We start from the raw sequence: 13,391 nt of genomic DNA on the forward strand, positions 1-13,391 counted from the left end.
CCGGCTCCGCACGGCTTGTCCGGACACATTGCGAGGAGTTCGTTCCCTGTGGCAGAACCAAGTCCTCACGATGTGGGCCGGACGGGGCAGGTGTCCGCACAGGGGCGCGCGAGGCCCGTCCAGCCGCGAGATCTCAGGGCAGCGACCACCTGGACGGCGGTGGCGCACGGGTCGGCGACCACGTGTCGCCACCGGTACCGCAGGGTGACGTCCCCGAGTGCGATGAGCACCGCGTTGTCCCGCCACGTGTCGTCGTCGGTCCGACCGAACGGATGGGCGAGCTGGCCGTCGAGCTCGATCCGGACTCCGAGACCCTTGTGCACACGGTCCGCCCGGATCCACCGCCCATCGACCCGATCGGACACCTGGGCCTGCGCCCGCGGGAGCCCGTGCCGCGCCTCGACGTCGCGCGCGTAGCGGTGCTCCAGCGGTGACTCGATGCCGCGGCCCGGCTCATCGAGGAGCTCGAGAAGCAGGGCGCGGTGCCGCACCCTCGGACGCTGTCGGGCGTGCAGCAGGAGTCGACCTGGGACGACGCCCTGACGGATGGCGTCGCACAGGAGCCCGACGACCTCGTCGTCGGACTCGAGCCCGTCGAGCAGATCGAGCACGGTCGGTTCTGTGCCGACGACGCGCAGCGCTCCGCCCGCGAACGGCATGACGTTCCGGCGGTGGACCACCAGCCCGGGCCGAGCGCTGACGGTGCGACCACCCGGGACGCTCACCACCAGGTCGGCCCCGGGGCGAGGCACGAGGCCGTGCACGAACGCGGCGGACCGGTGCGAGAGCGCAGCCTCATTGCCCGCGCAGAGCAGGGCGCCGCGTGCACGCTGGCGCCAGGTCACCGGCCCGGAGTGCAGAACGACGACACCCCGGAACACCCGCTGCCACTCACCGCTGCTCACTCGGCGCGCCACGAGGGATCTCTGCACGCCCCAGGCCTGCAGCTGCGCGGTCGTCACCACGTCGTCCTGCCGCGCGGCCACCGCGGCGGCCACGGGATCGATGCGCCCAGGCAGCCGCGCACCAGACGTGCCCGTGCCGTGGATCATCCACGCAGCGTGCCGCACCACCCTCGCCCGCCGGGTCGGCCCTCCACAGGCGGCGATCATCCCGAGGAGTTCGTCCTGCCACGCGCCACCAAGTCCTCGCGATCCCCCCGTGCCCGACGCTCACCCCAACCGAACCGGGTGCCGAGACGTTCTAGGTGACTGGCGATGATCGCCATGCGACAGGAAGGGGTCCGATGGCCCGGCGTTGGGAGCCGCTGCTCGAGCAGGTGGCGCGTGAGCGCTACCCGCGGCTGGTGGCACGCGCGATGCTGCTGGTCCCGTCGCGGTCGGACGCCGAGGACCTGGTGCAGGAGGCGCTCGTCGCGACGTTCAGCGCGCGTGCCCGGTTCGAGTCCGCCGCGCAGGCCGAGCAGTACGTCCGTCGCGCGATCGTGTCGCGGTTCGTCGACCGTGCCCGGCGCAGCGGCCGGGAGCGGTCCGCGGCCGAACGGGCTGTCGCCCGACCTCAACCGTCGACGGCCGACCTCGCTGAGCAGGGGTTGTCGACGAACCTCGAGGTCGCACTCCTGGCGCTGAGCCCGCGAGTCAGGGCGTGCGTCGTGCTGCGCCACCTCGAGGACCTGTCCGTGCGCGAGACCGCCGCCCTGCTCGGCCTGAGCGAGGGCGCGGTGAAGCGGTACGTCTCGGACGGCGTCGCCGCCCTCAACGCGGCGTTGGGCACGACGAGCCCCGACGACCGTGACCCGGTGGTGCTCGTGCAGACCGAGGAGGTGCGCCGTGGAGCGTGACCTGAGGGACGTCATGGCGGAGAACCTGGGCGCGCGGGAGCAGTCGATCGCCGACCTGCGGCCGTCGACCGGCGCGCTGGCGCGCTCGGTCCGGTCCGTGCGGCGTCGCCGAACGGTGCGTCATTCGTCGCAGGCCGTGGGCGGTCTCGCGGTGGTCGCGGCCGTGGCGGTGGCCTCGTGGTTCGGGCTTCGCGCGGTCGACGAGCCGGTGCCGGCCGTGACGCCGACGCCGTCGGTGTCGGCGACCGCACCGGCGCCGAGCGCGTCGCCCACGACGCCGACCGTGGTCCCCGACGAGATCCTGGGCCTCCCCCCGACGCGGCCGATGCCGCCCGGGCTGCTCACGCGGACGACCCCGGGCTGGGTGCTCGCCATCTACCGGTCGGTGCCGGACGACTCGCCGGACCCGGACTCGCCCCCCGTCGCGCACACCGTCGTGCTCGCCTCACCCGAGGGCGACCTGTACCGCGTGCTGGACCTGCCGCTCGACCTGCAGATCCGACTGCTGCGCTGGGAGGCGGGGTCGACCACGGCGGTGGTGACCAGAGTGGGGAGCGACGTCCCGACGGACGAGGCGCGGGTGGCGCTCGACCTCGAGACCGGTGCACTCACGCCCACGACCCTCGGGCTCCAGGTGACCGGGGTCTACTCCAACTACTGGGTGGGGTCGGCGGCGGACGGTGCGGAGCTCTGGACCGTGGTGACGAGCAGCGACGCCTACACGTCGGACCTGTTCCGGGTGAAGGAGGGTGCCGACCCGGAGCGTGTCGGCGGTATCGGGTTCCAGTGGCTGCTCGACCCGACGGGGCGCTGGCTGGTGTCGAACGTGCCGGGTGGGGCCACCGACGAGCCCGAGCCGTTCGCCCTGCTCGACGTCGTCGACGGCGGGCGTCTCGAGCTCTCGTACGACGTCCCCGGACAGGTGTGCGCCGTCGTGGGGTGGCTCGAGCCCGGCGCGCTCCTGGCGATCTGCGCCGACGCCGGCTACCGCACCGCCGGCATCGGTGACCCTGCCGCCGCGCATGCCGCCTACTACCGCATCGACGTGGGGCCGACAGACGCCACCGCCACCCTCCTCGCCCCGCTCGGATCCTCCGACCCGCGGCCGATGACGTGGCAGGGCGGCTGGGCGGCATCGGGGGTGCTGGCGTTCCCGGGGCACCGGGGGGACCTGGGCGAGCCCGGTGCGTGCGCCGACGACCTCTACTTGTGGTCCGGCCAGGCGGCCACGCCCATGCACGTGGCACCCGGAGCGACCGGGTTCTCGCTCGCCTCGGGAGAGCCGCTGGTCGTCAGCACGGTTGCAGGAGGGTGCAGCGGCTACCCGTCGGCGGTGACACTGCGGTCGTTCGACGCCACCAGAGGTTCGTGGACCGTCCTGGCCCCGGAGCCGTCGGCCTCGGGCGCGACCGGGTGGTTCACCGGGGTCGAGTCGTGGGTGGTGGGCCGCTGATCCGTTCCCGGCGAGGAAGATGCACCCCAACCAGCCGGGACGGCCCCAGCGTTCTTCTTGGTGACTGCCGACGGTCGGCGTCGGGGCACGATCGGGAGGCGTTGTGAGTCCGGGTTGGGACGGGGTGCTCGAGCAGCTCGTGCGCGAGCGGTACCCCCGCTTGGTGGGCCACGCGATGCTGCTCGTCGGGTCGCGGCACGACGCGCAGGACCTGGTGCAGGAGGCGCTCGTCGCGACGTTCTCCGGACGAGCGCGCTTCGCGAGCATCGGGCAGGCCGAGCAGTACGTGCGCCGGACCATCGTGACCCGCTCCATCGACGAGTCGCGGCGGCGGAACCGCGAGCGGGCGGCGCTGACCAGGCTGGGCAGCCGACCTGTCGGTGAGGCCGTCGTCGAGGAGCGCGGGCTCGGGGCGGACGTGGTGCGGGCACTCCAGCAGCTGGCCCCCCGCGAGCGGGCGTGCGTGGTGCTCCGCCAGGTCGAGGACCTCTCGGTGCGGGACACCGCCGCTGCGCTCGGGCTGAGCGAGGGCGCGGTCAAGCGCTACACGTCCGACGGCACCGCCAAGCTCGATGCCGCGCTGGGCACGACGACGACCCACCAGGAGCACGCGGCCGTGCGCCTGGTCGACTCGAGGGAGGTGCGCCATGAGCTCTGAGCTGGGAACCCTGCTGGCCCGAGCCGTCGACGAGCTGTCGACCGACGGGCCGATGGACGAGCTGCGCGCCGCCGGCCTGCGCCGGATCGTGCGCCGTCGCCGCGTCGAGCGGCACTCCGTCGAGTCCGTCGCCGCCGTTGCTGCCGCCGGCGTCGTCGGCACCGCGGCCTGGTTCGGGCTCGACCGGCTGTCACCCCCGCCGCCCGCGCACGACCCCACTCCGTCGGTGACCGCGACGCCGACACCGACGCCATCGGCAACTCCGGCCCCCGAGCCGACGACCGCGCCGACGCTCGCCCCGGCCGTCGCCGGGGTGCCGTCCGCGTTCGTCGCGCCGCCCGACCTCCTGGAGCAGACCGGACCCGGCTGGATGCTGGCGTCCTACCGCCCGCGGTACGTGCCGACCGACCGCGACGACGTGGAGCAGGCCGACGACCAGGTGCTGCACCTCGTGTCGCCGGACGGTGCGCACTACGCGGTGGTCACGCTGCCTGTCGATCCGACGGTGGACATCCTCTACTGGGATGCGGGCGCTCCTCGTGCGCGGGTCCGGCAGTGGACGGAGGACGAGAGACTCCTGATGACCCTCACGCCCGCGACGAGCACAGGCTGGCTCGACCTCCGCACGGGCACCGTGACCCTCGACGGGCCGGACTTCAACCCGACCGGCGAGTTCCTCGCGGTGCTCCCGGACGGCACCGAGCTGTGGAGCGAGAACAAGGACTACGACGAGAACATCGACGAGGACCCGAACCCGGGCGAGGAGATCTACGCGGTGGCTCCGGGTGCGCAGCCGCGCCTCCTGGCGAGCGACGCCGACTGGAGGTACCACCTGAGCCTCGACCCCGGTGCCGAGCGCTTCGCGATCCTCGACGCGGAGGGCGTGGCGATCACGAGCGTCGCCGACGGGACGCAGCAGCACATCTCGCTGGGTCGCCCGGCTGCGGAGTGCGACCTCGTCAGCTGGCTCGACCGGACGGGCGTGCTGGCCGCGTGCCGCACGACTACGGGAGGCACCCGCCTGCTCGACAACGCACCCGCGCTGTACCGCGTCGACACGGGCGACTCCACGGTCACGCTGGTGCACAGCTTCGTCGCCGGCGAGCCGATCCCGGCGTTCCCGGGTGCGGGCTCCTACGTCAGGGACGGGGTCGTGGTGTTCGCGTCGGTCCCGGTGACGGCGGACACGACCCTCGACGTGGGAGCGGCGAGCATCGGGCTCACGATGTGGACCGCCGACGGGCTCTCGTCGCTCCCGGGCGTCCCGGCAGACATGTCCACCGCGCGGACGCGGGTGCGGGGAGATGTCATCTACGTCGACACGCGCGGGTGGGCGGGCCTCCCGCCGAGCGCCGACGGGCCGGTCGCCGGCTCCGTCGTGGCGATCGACACCCTGTCCGGCAGCACCACCGAGCTCAGCTCGCCCGGCCGGCCGCAGGACGGCGTCGCTCGGTGGCTCGGCGACGACCTGACCTGGTGGGTGGCCGGCGCATCGGGCGGCTGACCCCGGGAACGACGAAGGCGCGCACCCCGCCAGGGATGCGCGCCTTCGTCGGTTCAGCTCACAGGGAGCGCGCTGTGCTTGTTGCTCGCGCCGACCTGCGTTCCGCTAAGGGCGGGTGCGCTGGCGCGCCCCCACCCTCAGCTGCACTCCGGTCAGCGCTCGCGCTCGCCGCGGATGAAGGCCTCGACCTGCTGGCGACCCTCGGTGTCCTCGGTCTGCACGGGCGGGGACTTCATGAAGTACGTCGACGCCGACAGGATCGGGCCGCCGATGCCGCGGTCCTTGGCGATCTTCGCGGCGCGGACGGCGTCGATGATGATGCCGGCCGAGTTGGGCGAGTCCCAGACCTCGAGCTTGTACTCGAGGTTCAGGGGCACCTCGCCGAACGCGCGACCCTCGAGGCGGACGTACGCCCACTTGCGGTCGTCGAGCCAGGCGACGTAGTCCGACGGGCCGATGTGGACGTTGCGGTCCGACTTCTTGCCGCCGAGCGGGCCGCTCAGGTTGGAGGTGACGGCCTGCGTCTTGGACAGCTTCTTGGACTCCAGGCGGTCGCGCTCGAGCATGTTCTTGAAGTCCATGTTGCCGCCGACGTTCAGCTGGTACGTGCGGTCCAGCACGACGCCGCGGTCCTCGAAGAGACGGGCGAGGACGCGGTGCGTGATGGTGGCGCCGACCTGCGACTTGATGTCGTCGCCGACGATCGCGACACCGGCGGCCTCGAACTTCGCGGCCCACACCGGGTCGGACGCGATGAAGACGGGCAGGGCGTTGACGAAGGCGACACCGGCGTCGATCGCGCACTGGGCGTAGTACTTCGCGGCGATCTCGGACCCGACGGGCAGGTAGCAGACGAGGACGTCGGCACGGGCCTCGCGCAGGGCGGCGACGATGTCGACCGGCTCGGCGTCGGACTCGGTGATGGTCTCGCGGTAGTACTTGCCGAGGCCGTCGTTGGTGACACCACGCTGCACCGGCACGCCGAGCGGCGGGACGTCGGCGATCTTGATGGTGTTGTTCTCCGAGGCGCCGATGGCCTCGGACAGGTCGAAGCCGACCTTCTTCGCGTCCACGTCGAACGCGGCGACGAACTCGATGTCGCGGACGTGGTAGTCGCCGAACTGCACGTGCATCAGGCCGGGCACGGTGCCGCTCGGGTCGGCGTCGGCGTAGTAGTGCACGCCCTGGACGAGCGACGCGGCGCAGTTGCCGACGCCGACGATGGCGACGCGGATGGAGGTCATCCTCGCTCCTTCTCGGTGGTTCGCGCGGGGGCGACGTCGTCGTCCTCCACGGGTGTGTCAGCAACGACCGGTCGGCCGGTGCCTGCGGGACGGGTGCGGCGCACGCCGCGCTCGTTGTCGATCAACCCGTCGAGCCAGCGGACTTCACGCTCGACCTGTTCGAGGCCGTGCCGCTGGAGCTCGAGGGTGTACTCGTCCATGCGCTCGCGAGTGCGGGCGAAGGACTGGCGGACCGTCTCGAGGCGTTCTGTCAGGCGCGAACGCCGACCCTCGAGGATCCGGAGACGGGTCTCGGCGTCGGTCTGCCCGAAGAAGGCGAACCGGACGTCGAAGTTCTCGTCCTCCCACGCGGCCGGTCCCGACGACGCGAGCACCTGCTGGAGGTGCTCCTTGCCGTCGGCCGTCAGCTGGTAGACGATCCGTGCACGCTTGGACGCCACGCCGTGGGGGGTCGCCAGCGACTCGATGCCCTGGATCCATCCTCGGTCGACGAGCGACTTGAGGCAGGGGTACAGGGAGCCGTACGACAGGGCGCGGAACGACCCGAGCACGAGGTTGAGCCGCTTGCGCAGCTCGTAACCGTGCATCGGGGACTCGTGCAGCAGCCCGAGGATCGCCGGCTCGAGCACGTCGGAACGACCGCGCACGGGTGGCACCTCCTCGGGATGTTGGTGAGTCGATGTATCAACTCGATACATCTGGAGAGTATGTCGAGAACGAGGATCCGAGCAAGTCCGCCCCGCCGCGTGACCCGGCTCACGTCTCGGCGCGCCTCTGCGGCGGCGGTTCGTCGGTGCCGTGCCGATCGTGTGAAGGCTCGCCCGATCCGGGCCGTCCGCCTCGCGATCCCGACAGGAAGGTCCCCCATACTGAGCAACGCGGCTGACGGCTGCCCGGATCTGGGCGGCCGCGCCCATCCCCAGTCGTCGGACGGAAGGCAGTGCGTTGGCAGGCACGAATCGGAGGGCACCCGCCCGGGGCAAGCGCACCGCGCCCCGCGGCACGGCGACCTCGTCGCGCAGCAGCGCCCCCAAGCGTCGGTTCTTCGACTACCCGCGGTCGGGCTTCCACGGCCTGCACCGCTGGCTGCCGTCGTGGCGGTTCGTGCTCGGCACCATCCTCGCGGTGGGCTTCCTCGGCGCCGGCGCGGTCGTCGGTGCGTACGCGTACACGAAGATCCCGGACCCGGCCGACGACACCCGCGCGGAGACGACCACCGTCTACTACGCGAACAACCCCGACGGCTCGCCCGGCGCCGTCATGGGGACGTTCGCCGCGCAGAAGCGACAGATCGTCGACTACCCCACGCTCCCCGAGTACGTCGGCCAGTCCGTCGCCGCGGCCGAGGACAAGACGTTCTTCACCAACAACAGCGGCATCTCGATCACCGGCATGGGCCGCGCGCTCCTGAACAACCTGCAGGGTGGCGCGACCCAGGGCGGCTCGACGCTGACGCAGCAGTACGTCGAGCGGTACTACGTCGACAAGACGACGACGGACTACGTCGGCAAGTTCAAGGAGACGCTCCTGGCGATGAAGATCGCCAGGCACGAGTCGAAGTCCGAGATCATGGAGCGGTACCTCAACACGATCTACTTCGGCCGCGACTCCTACGGCATCCAGGCTGCCGCCCAGGCGTACTTCAACGTCGACGCCGCCGCGCTGACCCGCGAGCAGGCGGCCCTGCTGGCCGGCATCATCCCGTCGCCGAACAACTGGGACCCGGCCAAGAGCCCCGAGAAGGCCGAGGCGCGCTGGAACATCGTGCTCGACTCCATGGAGGAGGAGGGCTGGCTCACCGCGGCCGAGCGGGCACCGATGGTGTTCCCGCCGACCGCCGTGTACCAGCGCGCCGACTCGATGGGCGGCACGAACGGCTACCTGCTGGAGATGGTCCTCGACGAGCTCAAGCTCGAGCCCCTGGCCTTCACGGACGACGAGATCTACCGTCTCGGCCTCAAGGTCGTCACCACCATCCAGCAGCCGCTCCAGGCCTCCGCCGAGGACAAGGCGAAGCAGTTCATGGCCGGCACGCTGCCGGGCATGGATGGCGGGATCCCGAACCCTCGGACCCGCGTGTCCCTCAGCTCGGTCGACCCCAAGGACGGCGCCATCGTCGCCCTCTACGGCGGTCCGGACTTCCTCGCGGACCAGCGGAACACCGTCACGTTCGACAACGTGCAGCCCGGGTCGACGTTCAAGCCGTTCACGCTCATCGCCGGGCTGGAGCAGGGCGTCGGCCTGAACACGCGGTTCAGCGGCCGGTCGCCACAGGAGTTCGGTGACTGGACGGTCCCCAACTTCAGCAAGGCGCAGTTCGGCAACATCGACCTGGTCGAGGCGACCGCGCAGTCCGTGAACACGGTCTACGCCCAGCTCAACCTCCAGGTCGGGCCGGAGAAGACGGCGGAGGTGGCCGAGCGTGCGGGCGTGCCTGCGCCGGTCGACACCAACCCCGCCAACGTGCTCGGCACCCAGACCCTCAAGCCGATCGACATGGTCGGGGCCTACGCCACCATCGCCTCGGGCGGCACCCGGGTCGACCCGTACATCGTCCGCACCGTCATCAACTCCGACGACTCGGTCGCGTTCGAGCACAAGGCCCCCACCGAGCGGGTCTTCGCGCAGGACGTGGTCGCCGACGCGACGTACGCCATGACGCAGGTGGTGGAGCGGGGGTCGGGCAAGACCTGGGTCAAGCCGCTCGACCGCCCGATCGCCGGCAAGACCGGCACGACGAACGACAACAAGGCAGCGTGGTTCGTCGGCTTCACCCCGAACGTGGTCACCGAGGTGTCGCTCAGCCAGATCGGCGAGGACGGCAAGTCGCAGGAGTCGATCGAGCAGATCGGCTCGGTCAAGTTCGTCACCGGCGGCACCTGGCCCGCGTTCCTGTGGCAGTCGTACATGACGGACGTGTTCGCGCAGCCGCAGTACGCGACCGTCGTCGACTTCCCGCCCCGGGCCAACGTGGGCGCCAAGCCCACGGCAACGGCCAGCGCGGCACCCACCGAGACGGCGACGCCGACGGAGGAGCCCACGGAGGAGGCCCCGGCCGAGGTGGCCGTGCCGTCCGGGCTCGAGGGCAAGCTGGAGGCCGACGCCACCGCGACGGTGGTGAACGCCGGCCTGGCAGCCAACGTCATCTCGGAGCCCTCCGACACCGTGACCGCCGGCCGGGTCATCCGGGCCGATCCGAAGGGCGGCACCATGCTCGCCTCGGGGAGCCCGGTCACCCTCGTCGTCTCCAGCGGGCCGAAGGCCCAACCGACGCAGCAGCCGCCACCGCAGCCGACCCCGACCGAAACCGCGGCAGCCCCCTGATCCTCGGCGAGGGGCGGCCGTCCGCCCCTCGCCGGAGCTTCCGGGCCCCTGCTCGTCCACAGCCGATTTCGGCCGTGGCCCTGAGCCGGGTAGCCTTGGAGATTGCTGTGCCCGGAGGGGACCGTCGTCATGGACGGATCGCTCCGCGCAGCGACGCACACACCCTCCTGCCACGGATCGACCGTGGCCGCTGAGACCAGAGGAGGTGGGTATGAGCCTGCGTCAGTACGAACTCATGATCATCCTGGACCCCGAGATCGAGGAGCGCACCGTTGCTCCGTCGCTCGACAAGTACCTGACGGTCGTCAAGACCGACGGTGGCACTGTCGACAAGGTCGACATCTGGGGCCGTCGTCGGCTTGCCTACGACATCCAGAAGAAGTCCGAGGGCATCTACGCCGTCATCGACTTCCACGCGACGCCCGCGACCGCCAAGGAGCTCGACCGCCAGCTCGGCCTCAACGAGGTCGTCCTGCGGACCAAGGTCCTGCGCGCCGACGCCTGATCTTCTTGTGGGTGGCCGCCCGTAACGTGCGGCTCCACATCTTCCGACTGATCGAACGAACGAGGAGCTGGGCATGAGCGGTGAGACCGTCATCACGGTGATCGGGAACCTGACCGGGGATCCCGAGCTGCGCTTCACCCCCTCGGGGGCCGCTGTCGCGAACTTCACCGTCGCGTCCACCCCCCGTACGTTCGACCGCCAGAGCAACGAGTGGAAGGACGGCGACACGCTGTTCCTCCGCTGCTCGATCTGGCGGGAGGCGGCCGAGTCGGTCGCCGAGTCACTCACCAAGGGCACCCGCGTCATCGTGACCGGTCGGCTCGTGCAGCGCTCGTACGAGACCCGCGAGGGCGAGAAGCGCACCGTGTACGAGCTCCAGGTCGACGAGGTCGGCCCGTCCCTGCGCTACGCCACAGCCAAGGTCACCCGGACCCAGCGTTCGGGTGGCGGCGGCGGTGGCTTCGGCGGCGGGGGCGGCGGCGGCTTCAACAACGGCGGCGGTGGCGGCGGATTCGGTGGCTCCGGCGGCGGTGGCGGTACCCAGCAGGACGACCCGTGGGCGACGCCCGCGGGTGGTGCTGGCGGTGCCGGCTACTCCGACGAGCCCCCGTTCTGATCGGCGCCTGACACTCAGACATTCCCCATCCCTGGGCACGGCAACGCCCAGGGCTCCAGCAGACAAGGAGCACCACGATGGCCAAGCCCGTGGTTCGCAAGCCCAAGAAGAAGTTGAACCCGCTCAAGGCGGCGAAGATCGATGTCGTCGACTACAAGGACACTGCGCTGCTGCGCAAGTTCATCTCCGACCGCGGGAAGATCCGCGCTCGCCGGGTGACCGGTGTGTCCACGCAGGAGCAGCGCGCGATCGCGCGCGCTGTCAAGAACGCCCGCGAGATGGCACTTCTGCCGTACTCGTCGTCGGCGCGCTGAGAAAGGGGACCATCATGGCGAAGATCATCCTGACCCACGAGGTCACCGGTCTCGGTGAGCCCGGTGACGTGGTCGAGGTGAAGGACGGGTACGCCCGGAACTTCCTCGTCCCGCGCAACCTGGCGACCGCCTGGACCAAGGGCGCCGAGAAGGACGTCACCGCGATCCGCAAGGCCCGCAAGGCCCGCGAGATCGCGACGCTCGACGACGCCAAGGCGATCCGCGACTCGCTCCAGAGCAAGCCGGTCGTCGTCACGGCCAAGGCGGGCGAGTCGGGCCGTCTGTTCGGTGCCGTCACGACCGCCGAGATCGCCGAGGCGGTCAAGAAGTCCGGCGCTCCGCAGATCGACAAGCGGAAGGTCGAGATCGGTCAGCCGATCAAGGCCCTCGGCGAGTACCAGGTGTCGGTCCGTCTGCACGCAGACGTGTCCGCCACGGTGACCGTGAAGGTCGTCGCAGCCTGAGCTGAGCACTCCTGAGAAGCGCCCCGTTCCCCGGTTGGGGAGCGGGGCGCTTCTGCGTCAGGCGCCGGTGATCATCCAGGCTGTGCCGCGGGCTCGCCATCCGGTGGTCACCGCGCGGGCCAGCATGAAGATGCCCGCGAACGCCGCCCACAGCCACGCCAGGCCGGCCGCCCCGGGTGGAGCGGACTGCCGGACCGCCAGGGCGAACGGCACGTAGACGACGAGCGTGGCCATGCCGGCCCAGGCGAGGAACCGCCCGTCGCCGGCGCCGATGAGCACTCCGTCCAGCACGAACACCCAGCCGGCCATCGGCATGGTCACCGCGGCGACCACGAGGGCGGCGACGGCGGTGCGGCGGACGTCGTCGTCGGACGTGAAGAGCGGGACGTAGAACCAGGACAGCCCACCGACGACGACGCCCAGGGCGGCCCCTCCTCCGACGCCCCACTGGAGCGTCCGCCGCAGGACCGCGCGCACGTGCGGGATGTCCGCGGCGCCCAGGGCGTGGCCGACGAGGGCCTGCGCGGCGATGGCGAGGGCGTCGAGCGCGAACGCCGCGAGCCCCCACACCGCGTTCACCACCTGGTGCCCGGCCAGCTCGACCGCGCCGAGCCCGGTGGCCACCCACACGGTGAGCAGGATGGCGAGCCGCAGCGACAGGGTTCGGACGAACAGAGGCGTGCCGGCGCGCGCGTTGGCCCAGATCCCGCCCGCCGCCGGCCTCAGCTGTGCACCCGAGCCGCGCGCTCCCCGCACCACGACCACGACGAGCGCGGCGGCCATGCCCAGCTGCGTGAGCGCGGTGCCGAGCCCGGACCCCGCGATCCCCATGCCGACGCCGTAGACGAGCAGCACGTTGAGCGCGGCGTTGACGACCGCGCCGACGGCGGCCACGACGAGCGGCGTACGGGTGTCGAGCAGCCCGCGCAGGGCGCCCGTCGAGGCGAGGACCAGGAGCATCCCCGGCAGGCCCGGCGACGACCAGCGCAGGTAGATGACGGCCTGCTGGGCCACCTCGCCGGACGCCCCGAGCGCCTCCACCAGCCACGGAGCACTCCACCAGGTGGCCGCCGCGAGCACCACCCCGAGGCCGAGCGCCAACCACATCCCGTCGACCCCGACCTGCAGGGCGCCGCCACGGTCACCGGCCCCGAGGCGCCGCGCGACGGCCGCCGTCGTGGCGTAGGCGAGGAACACGCACAGCCCGATGACGGTCATCAGGACGGTGGACGCCAGGGCCAGACCGGCGAGCGGGGCGGTGCCCAGGTGGCCGACGACGGCGGAGTCGACGAGCACGAACAGCGGCTCGGCGACCAGGGCGCCGAGCGCCGGGACGGCGAGTGCGAGTATCTGACCGTCCAGGCCTTGGGGTCGGTGTCCGACAGGTGAAATCTCGGCCAACCTTTCTCGCGTCCACAGCACGTGCACAACGTTTGTGCGGGTGAGAGGCCGATTTGCGTACCGATCGATTCGGTCGTCCACACCCCTGTCCACGGGCTGTGGACAAA

13 protein-coding genes are annotated in these 13,391 nt (G+C 71.5%); 9 read left to right on the top strand and 4 right to left on the bottom strand.

Translation table 11 applies throughout. The annotated features are described in order from the left end of the window. Positions 1-65: 65 nt before the first annotated feature. Entirely contained in the window at positions 66-1,052 is a 987-nt protein-coding gene (locus tag HP550_RS17425; protein ID WP_175348950.1) for a type IV toxin-antitoxin system AbiEi family antitoxin domain-containing protein, read from the bottom strand. Between the two features lie 194 nt (positions 1,053-1,246). Between HP550_RS17425 and HP550_RS17430 the strand changes: the two genes are divergently transcribed. The 4 genes from HP550_RS17430 (at position 1,247) to HP550_RS17445 (ending at position 5,416) form a co-directional block, all read left to right on the top strand. After that, positions 1,247-1,801 (top strand): RNA polymerase sigma factor, encoded by a 555-nt coding sequence (locus HP550_RS17430; RefSeq protein WP_175348951.1) that lies wholly within the window; start codon positions 1,247-1,249, stop codon positions 1,799-1,801. Next, positions 1,791-3,254, top strand: a complete 1,464-nt coding sequence (locus HP550_RS17435; RefSeq protein ID WP_175348952.1) for a hypothetical protein — start codon at positions 1,791-1,793, stop codon at positions 3,252-3,254. The genes HP550_RS17430 and HP550_RS17435 overlap by 11 nt, the downstream gene beginning before the upstream one ends. 124 nt (positions 3,255-3,378) lie before the next feature. Further along, on the top strand, positions 3,379-3,912 hold the full coding sequence (locus HP550_RS17440) for a sigma-70 family RNA polymerase sigma factor (protein WP_343048245.1): 534 nt from the start codon (positions 3,379-3,381) through the stop codon (positions 3,910-3,912). After that, a complete protein-coding gene (locus HP550_RS17445; protein ID WP_175348954.1) occupies positions 3,902-5,416 on the top strand; it encodes a hypothetical protein in 1,515 nt (504 codons plus the stop codon). Before HP550_RS17440 ends, HP550_RS17445 begins: the two co-directional genes overlap by 11 nt. 152 nt (positions 5,417-5,568) lie before the next feature. On the opposite strand, the gene HP550_RS17450 is transcribed toward HP550_RS17445, so the two are convergent. Beyond that, positions 5,569-6,660: an inositol-3-phosphate synthase gene (locus tag HP550_RS17450; protein WP_175348955.1), complete on the bottom strand. Its 1,092-nt coding sequence runs from the start codon at positions 6,658-6,660 to the stop codon at positions 5,569-5,571. After that, entirely contained in the window at positions 6,657-7,307 is a 651-nt protein-coding gene (locus tag HP550_RS17455) for a helix-turn-helix transcriptional regulator (protein WP_175348956.1), read from the bottom strand. Before HP550_RS17455 ends, HP550_RS17450 begins: the two co-directional genes overlap by 4 nt. A gap of 298 nt (positions 7,308-7,605) precedes the next feature. Here HP550_RS17455 and HP550_RS17460 point away from each other — a divergent pair, with 298 nt between their 5' ends. From HP550_RS17460 to rplI, 5 genes are all read left to right on the top strand, one after another. Next, on the top strand, positions 7,606-9,984 hold the full coding sequence (locus tag HP550_RS17460) for a transglycosylase domain-containing protein (protein ID WP_175348957.1): 2,379 nt from the start codon (positions 7,606-7,608) through the stop codon (positions 9,982-9,984). Between the two features lie 211 nt (positions 9,985-10,195). Next, the gene (gene rpsF / locus HP550_RS17465) at positions 10,196-10,489 is read left to right on the top strand and encodes a 30S ribosomal protein S6 (protein WP_034611334.1); all 294 of its coding nucleotides are present in this window, start codon (positions 10,196-10,198) and stop codon (positions 10,487-10,489) included. A gap of 73 nt (positions 10,490-10,562) precedes the next feature. Further along, complete coding sequence (locus HP550_RS17470) at positions 10,563-11,105, top strand: single-stranded DNA-binding protein (protein ID WP_175348958.1); 543 nt, start codon at positions 10,563-10,565, stop codon at positions 11,103-11,105. A 77-nt stretch (positions 11,106-11,182) separates the two neighbouring features. Further along, the gene (gene rpsR, locus HP550_RS17475; RefSeq protein ID WP_056018476.1) at positions 11,183-11,419 is read left to right on the top strand and encodes a 30S ribosomal protein S18; all 237 of its coding nucleotides are present in this window, start codon (positions 11,183-11,185) and stop codon (positions 11,417-11,419) included. 14 nt (positions 11,420-11,433) lie between these two features. Beyond that, on the top strand, positions 11,434-11,883 hold the full coding sequence (gene rplI / locus HP550_RS17480) for a 50S ribosomal protein L9 (RefSeq protein ID WP_175348959.1): 450 nt from the start codon (positions 11,434-11,436) through the stop codon (positions 11,881-11,883). Between the two features lie 57 nt (positions 11,884-11,940). Here rplI and HP550_RS17485 read toward each other — a convergent pair whose 3' ends face one another. Then, positions 11,941-13,284, bottom strand: a complete 1,344-nt coding sequence (locus HP550_RS17485; RefSeq protein WP_246280989.1) for an MATE family efflux transporter — start codon at positions 13,282-13,284, stop codon at positions 11,941-11,943. Positions 13,285-13,391: the final 107 nt, after the last annotated feature.

Origin of the sequence: Cellulomonas humilata, assembly GCF_013359775.1 — a bacterium.
Lineage (GTDB): Bacteria > Actinomycetota > Actinomycetes > Actinomycetales > Cellulomonadaceae > Cellulomonas > Cellulomonas humilata.

What these genes read in the sequence shown, in the direction of transcription:
- rpsR (WP_056018476.1), top strand. Translation starts at nt 11,183, where the DNA reads ATGGCCAAGCCCGTGGTTCGCAAGCCCAAGAAGAAGTTGAACCCGCTC.
- HP550_RS17450 (WP_175348955.1), bottom strand. Translation starts at nt 6,660, where the DNA reads ATGACCTCCATCCGCGTCGCCATCGTCGGCGTCGGCAACTGCGCCGCG.
- HP550_RS17425 (WP_175348950.1), bottom strand. Translation starts at nt 1,052, where the DNA reads ATGATCCACGGCACGGGCACGTCTGGTGCGCGGCTGCCTGGGCGCATC.
- rplI (WP_175348959.1), top strand. Translation starts at nt 11,434, where the DNA reads ATGGCGAAGATCATCCTGACCCACGAGGTCACCGGTCTCGGTGAGCCC.
- rpsF (WP_034611334.1), top strand. Translation starts at nt 10,196, where the DNA reads ATGAGCCTGCGTCAGTACGAACTCATGATCATCCTGGACCCCGAGATC.
- HP550_RS17445 (WP_175348954.1), top strand. Translation starts at nt 3,902, where the DNA reads ATGAGCTCTGAGCTGGGAACCCTGCTGGCCCGAGCCGTCGACGAGCTG.
- HP550_RS17470 (WP_175348958.1), top strand. Translation starts at nt 10,563, where the DNA reads ATGAGCGGTGAGACCGTCATCACGGTGATCGGGAACCTGACCGGGGAT.
- HP550_RS17430 (WP_175348951.1), top strand. Translation starts at nt 1,247, where the DNA reads ATGGCCCGGCGTTGGGAGCCGCTGCTCGAGCAGGTGGCGCGTGAGCGC.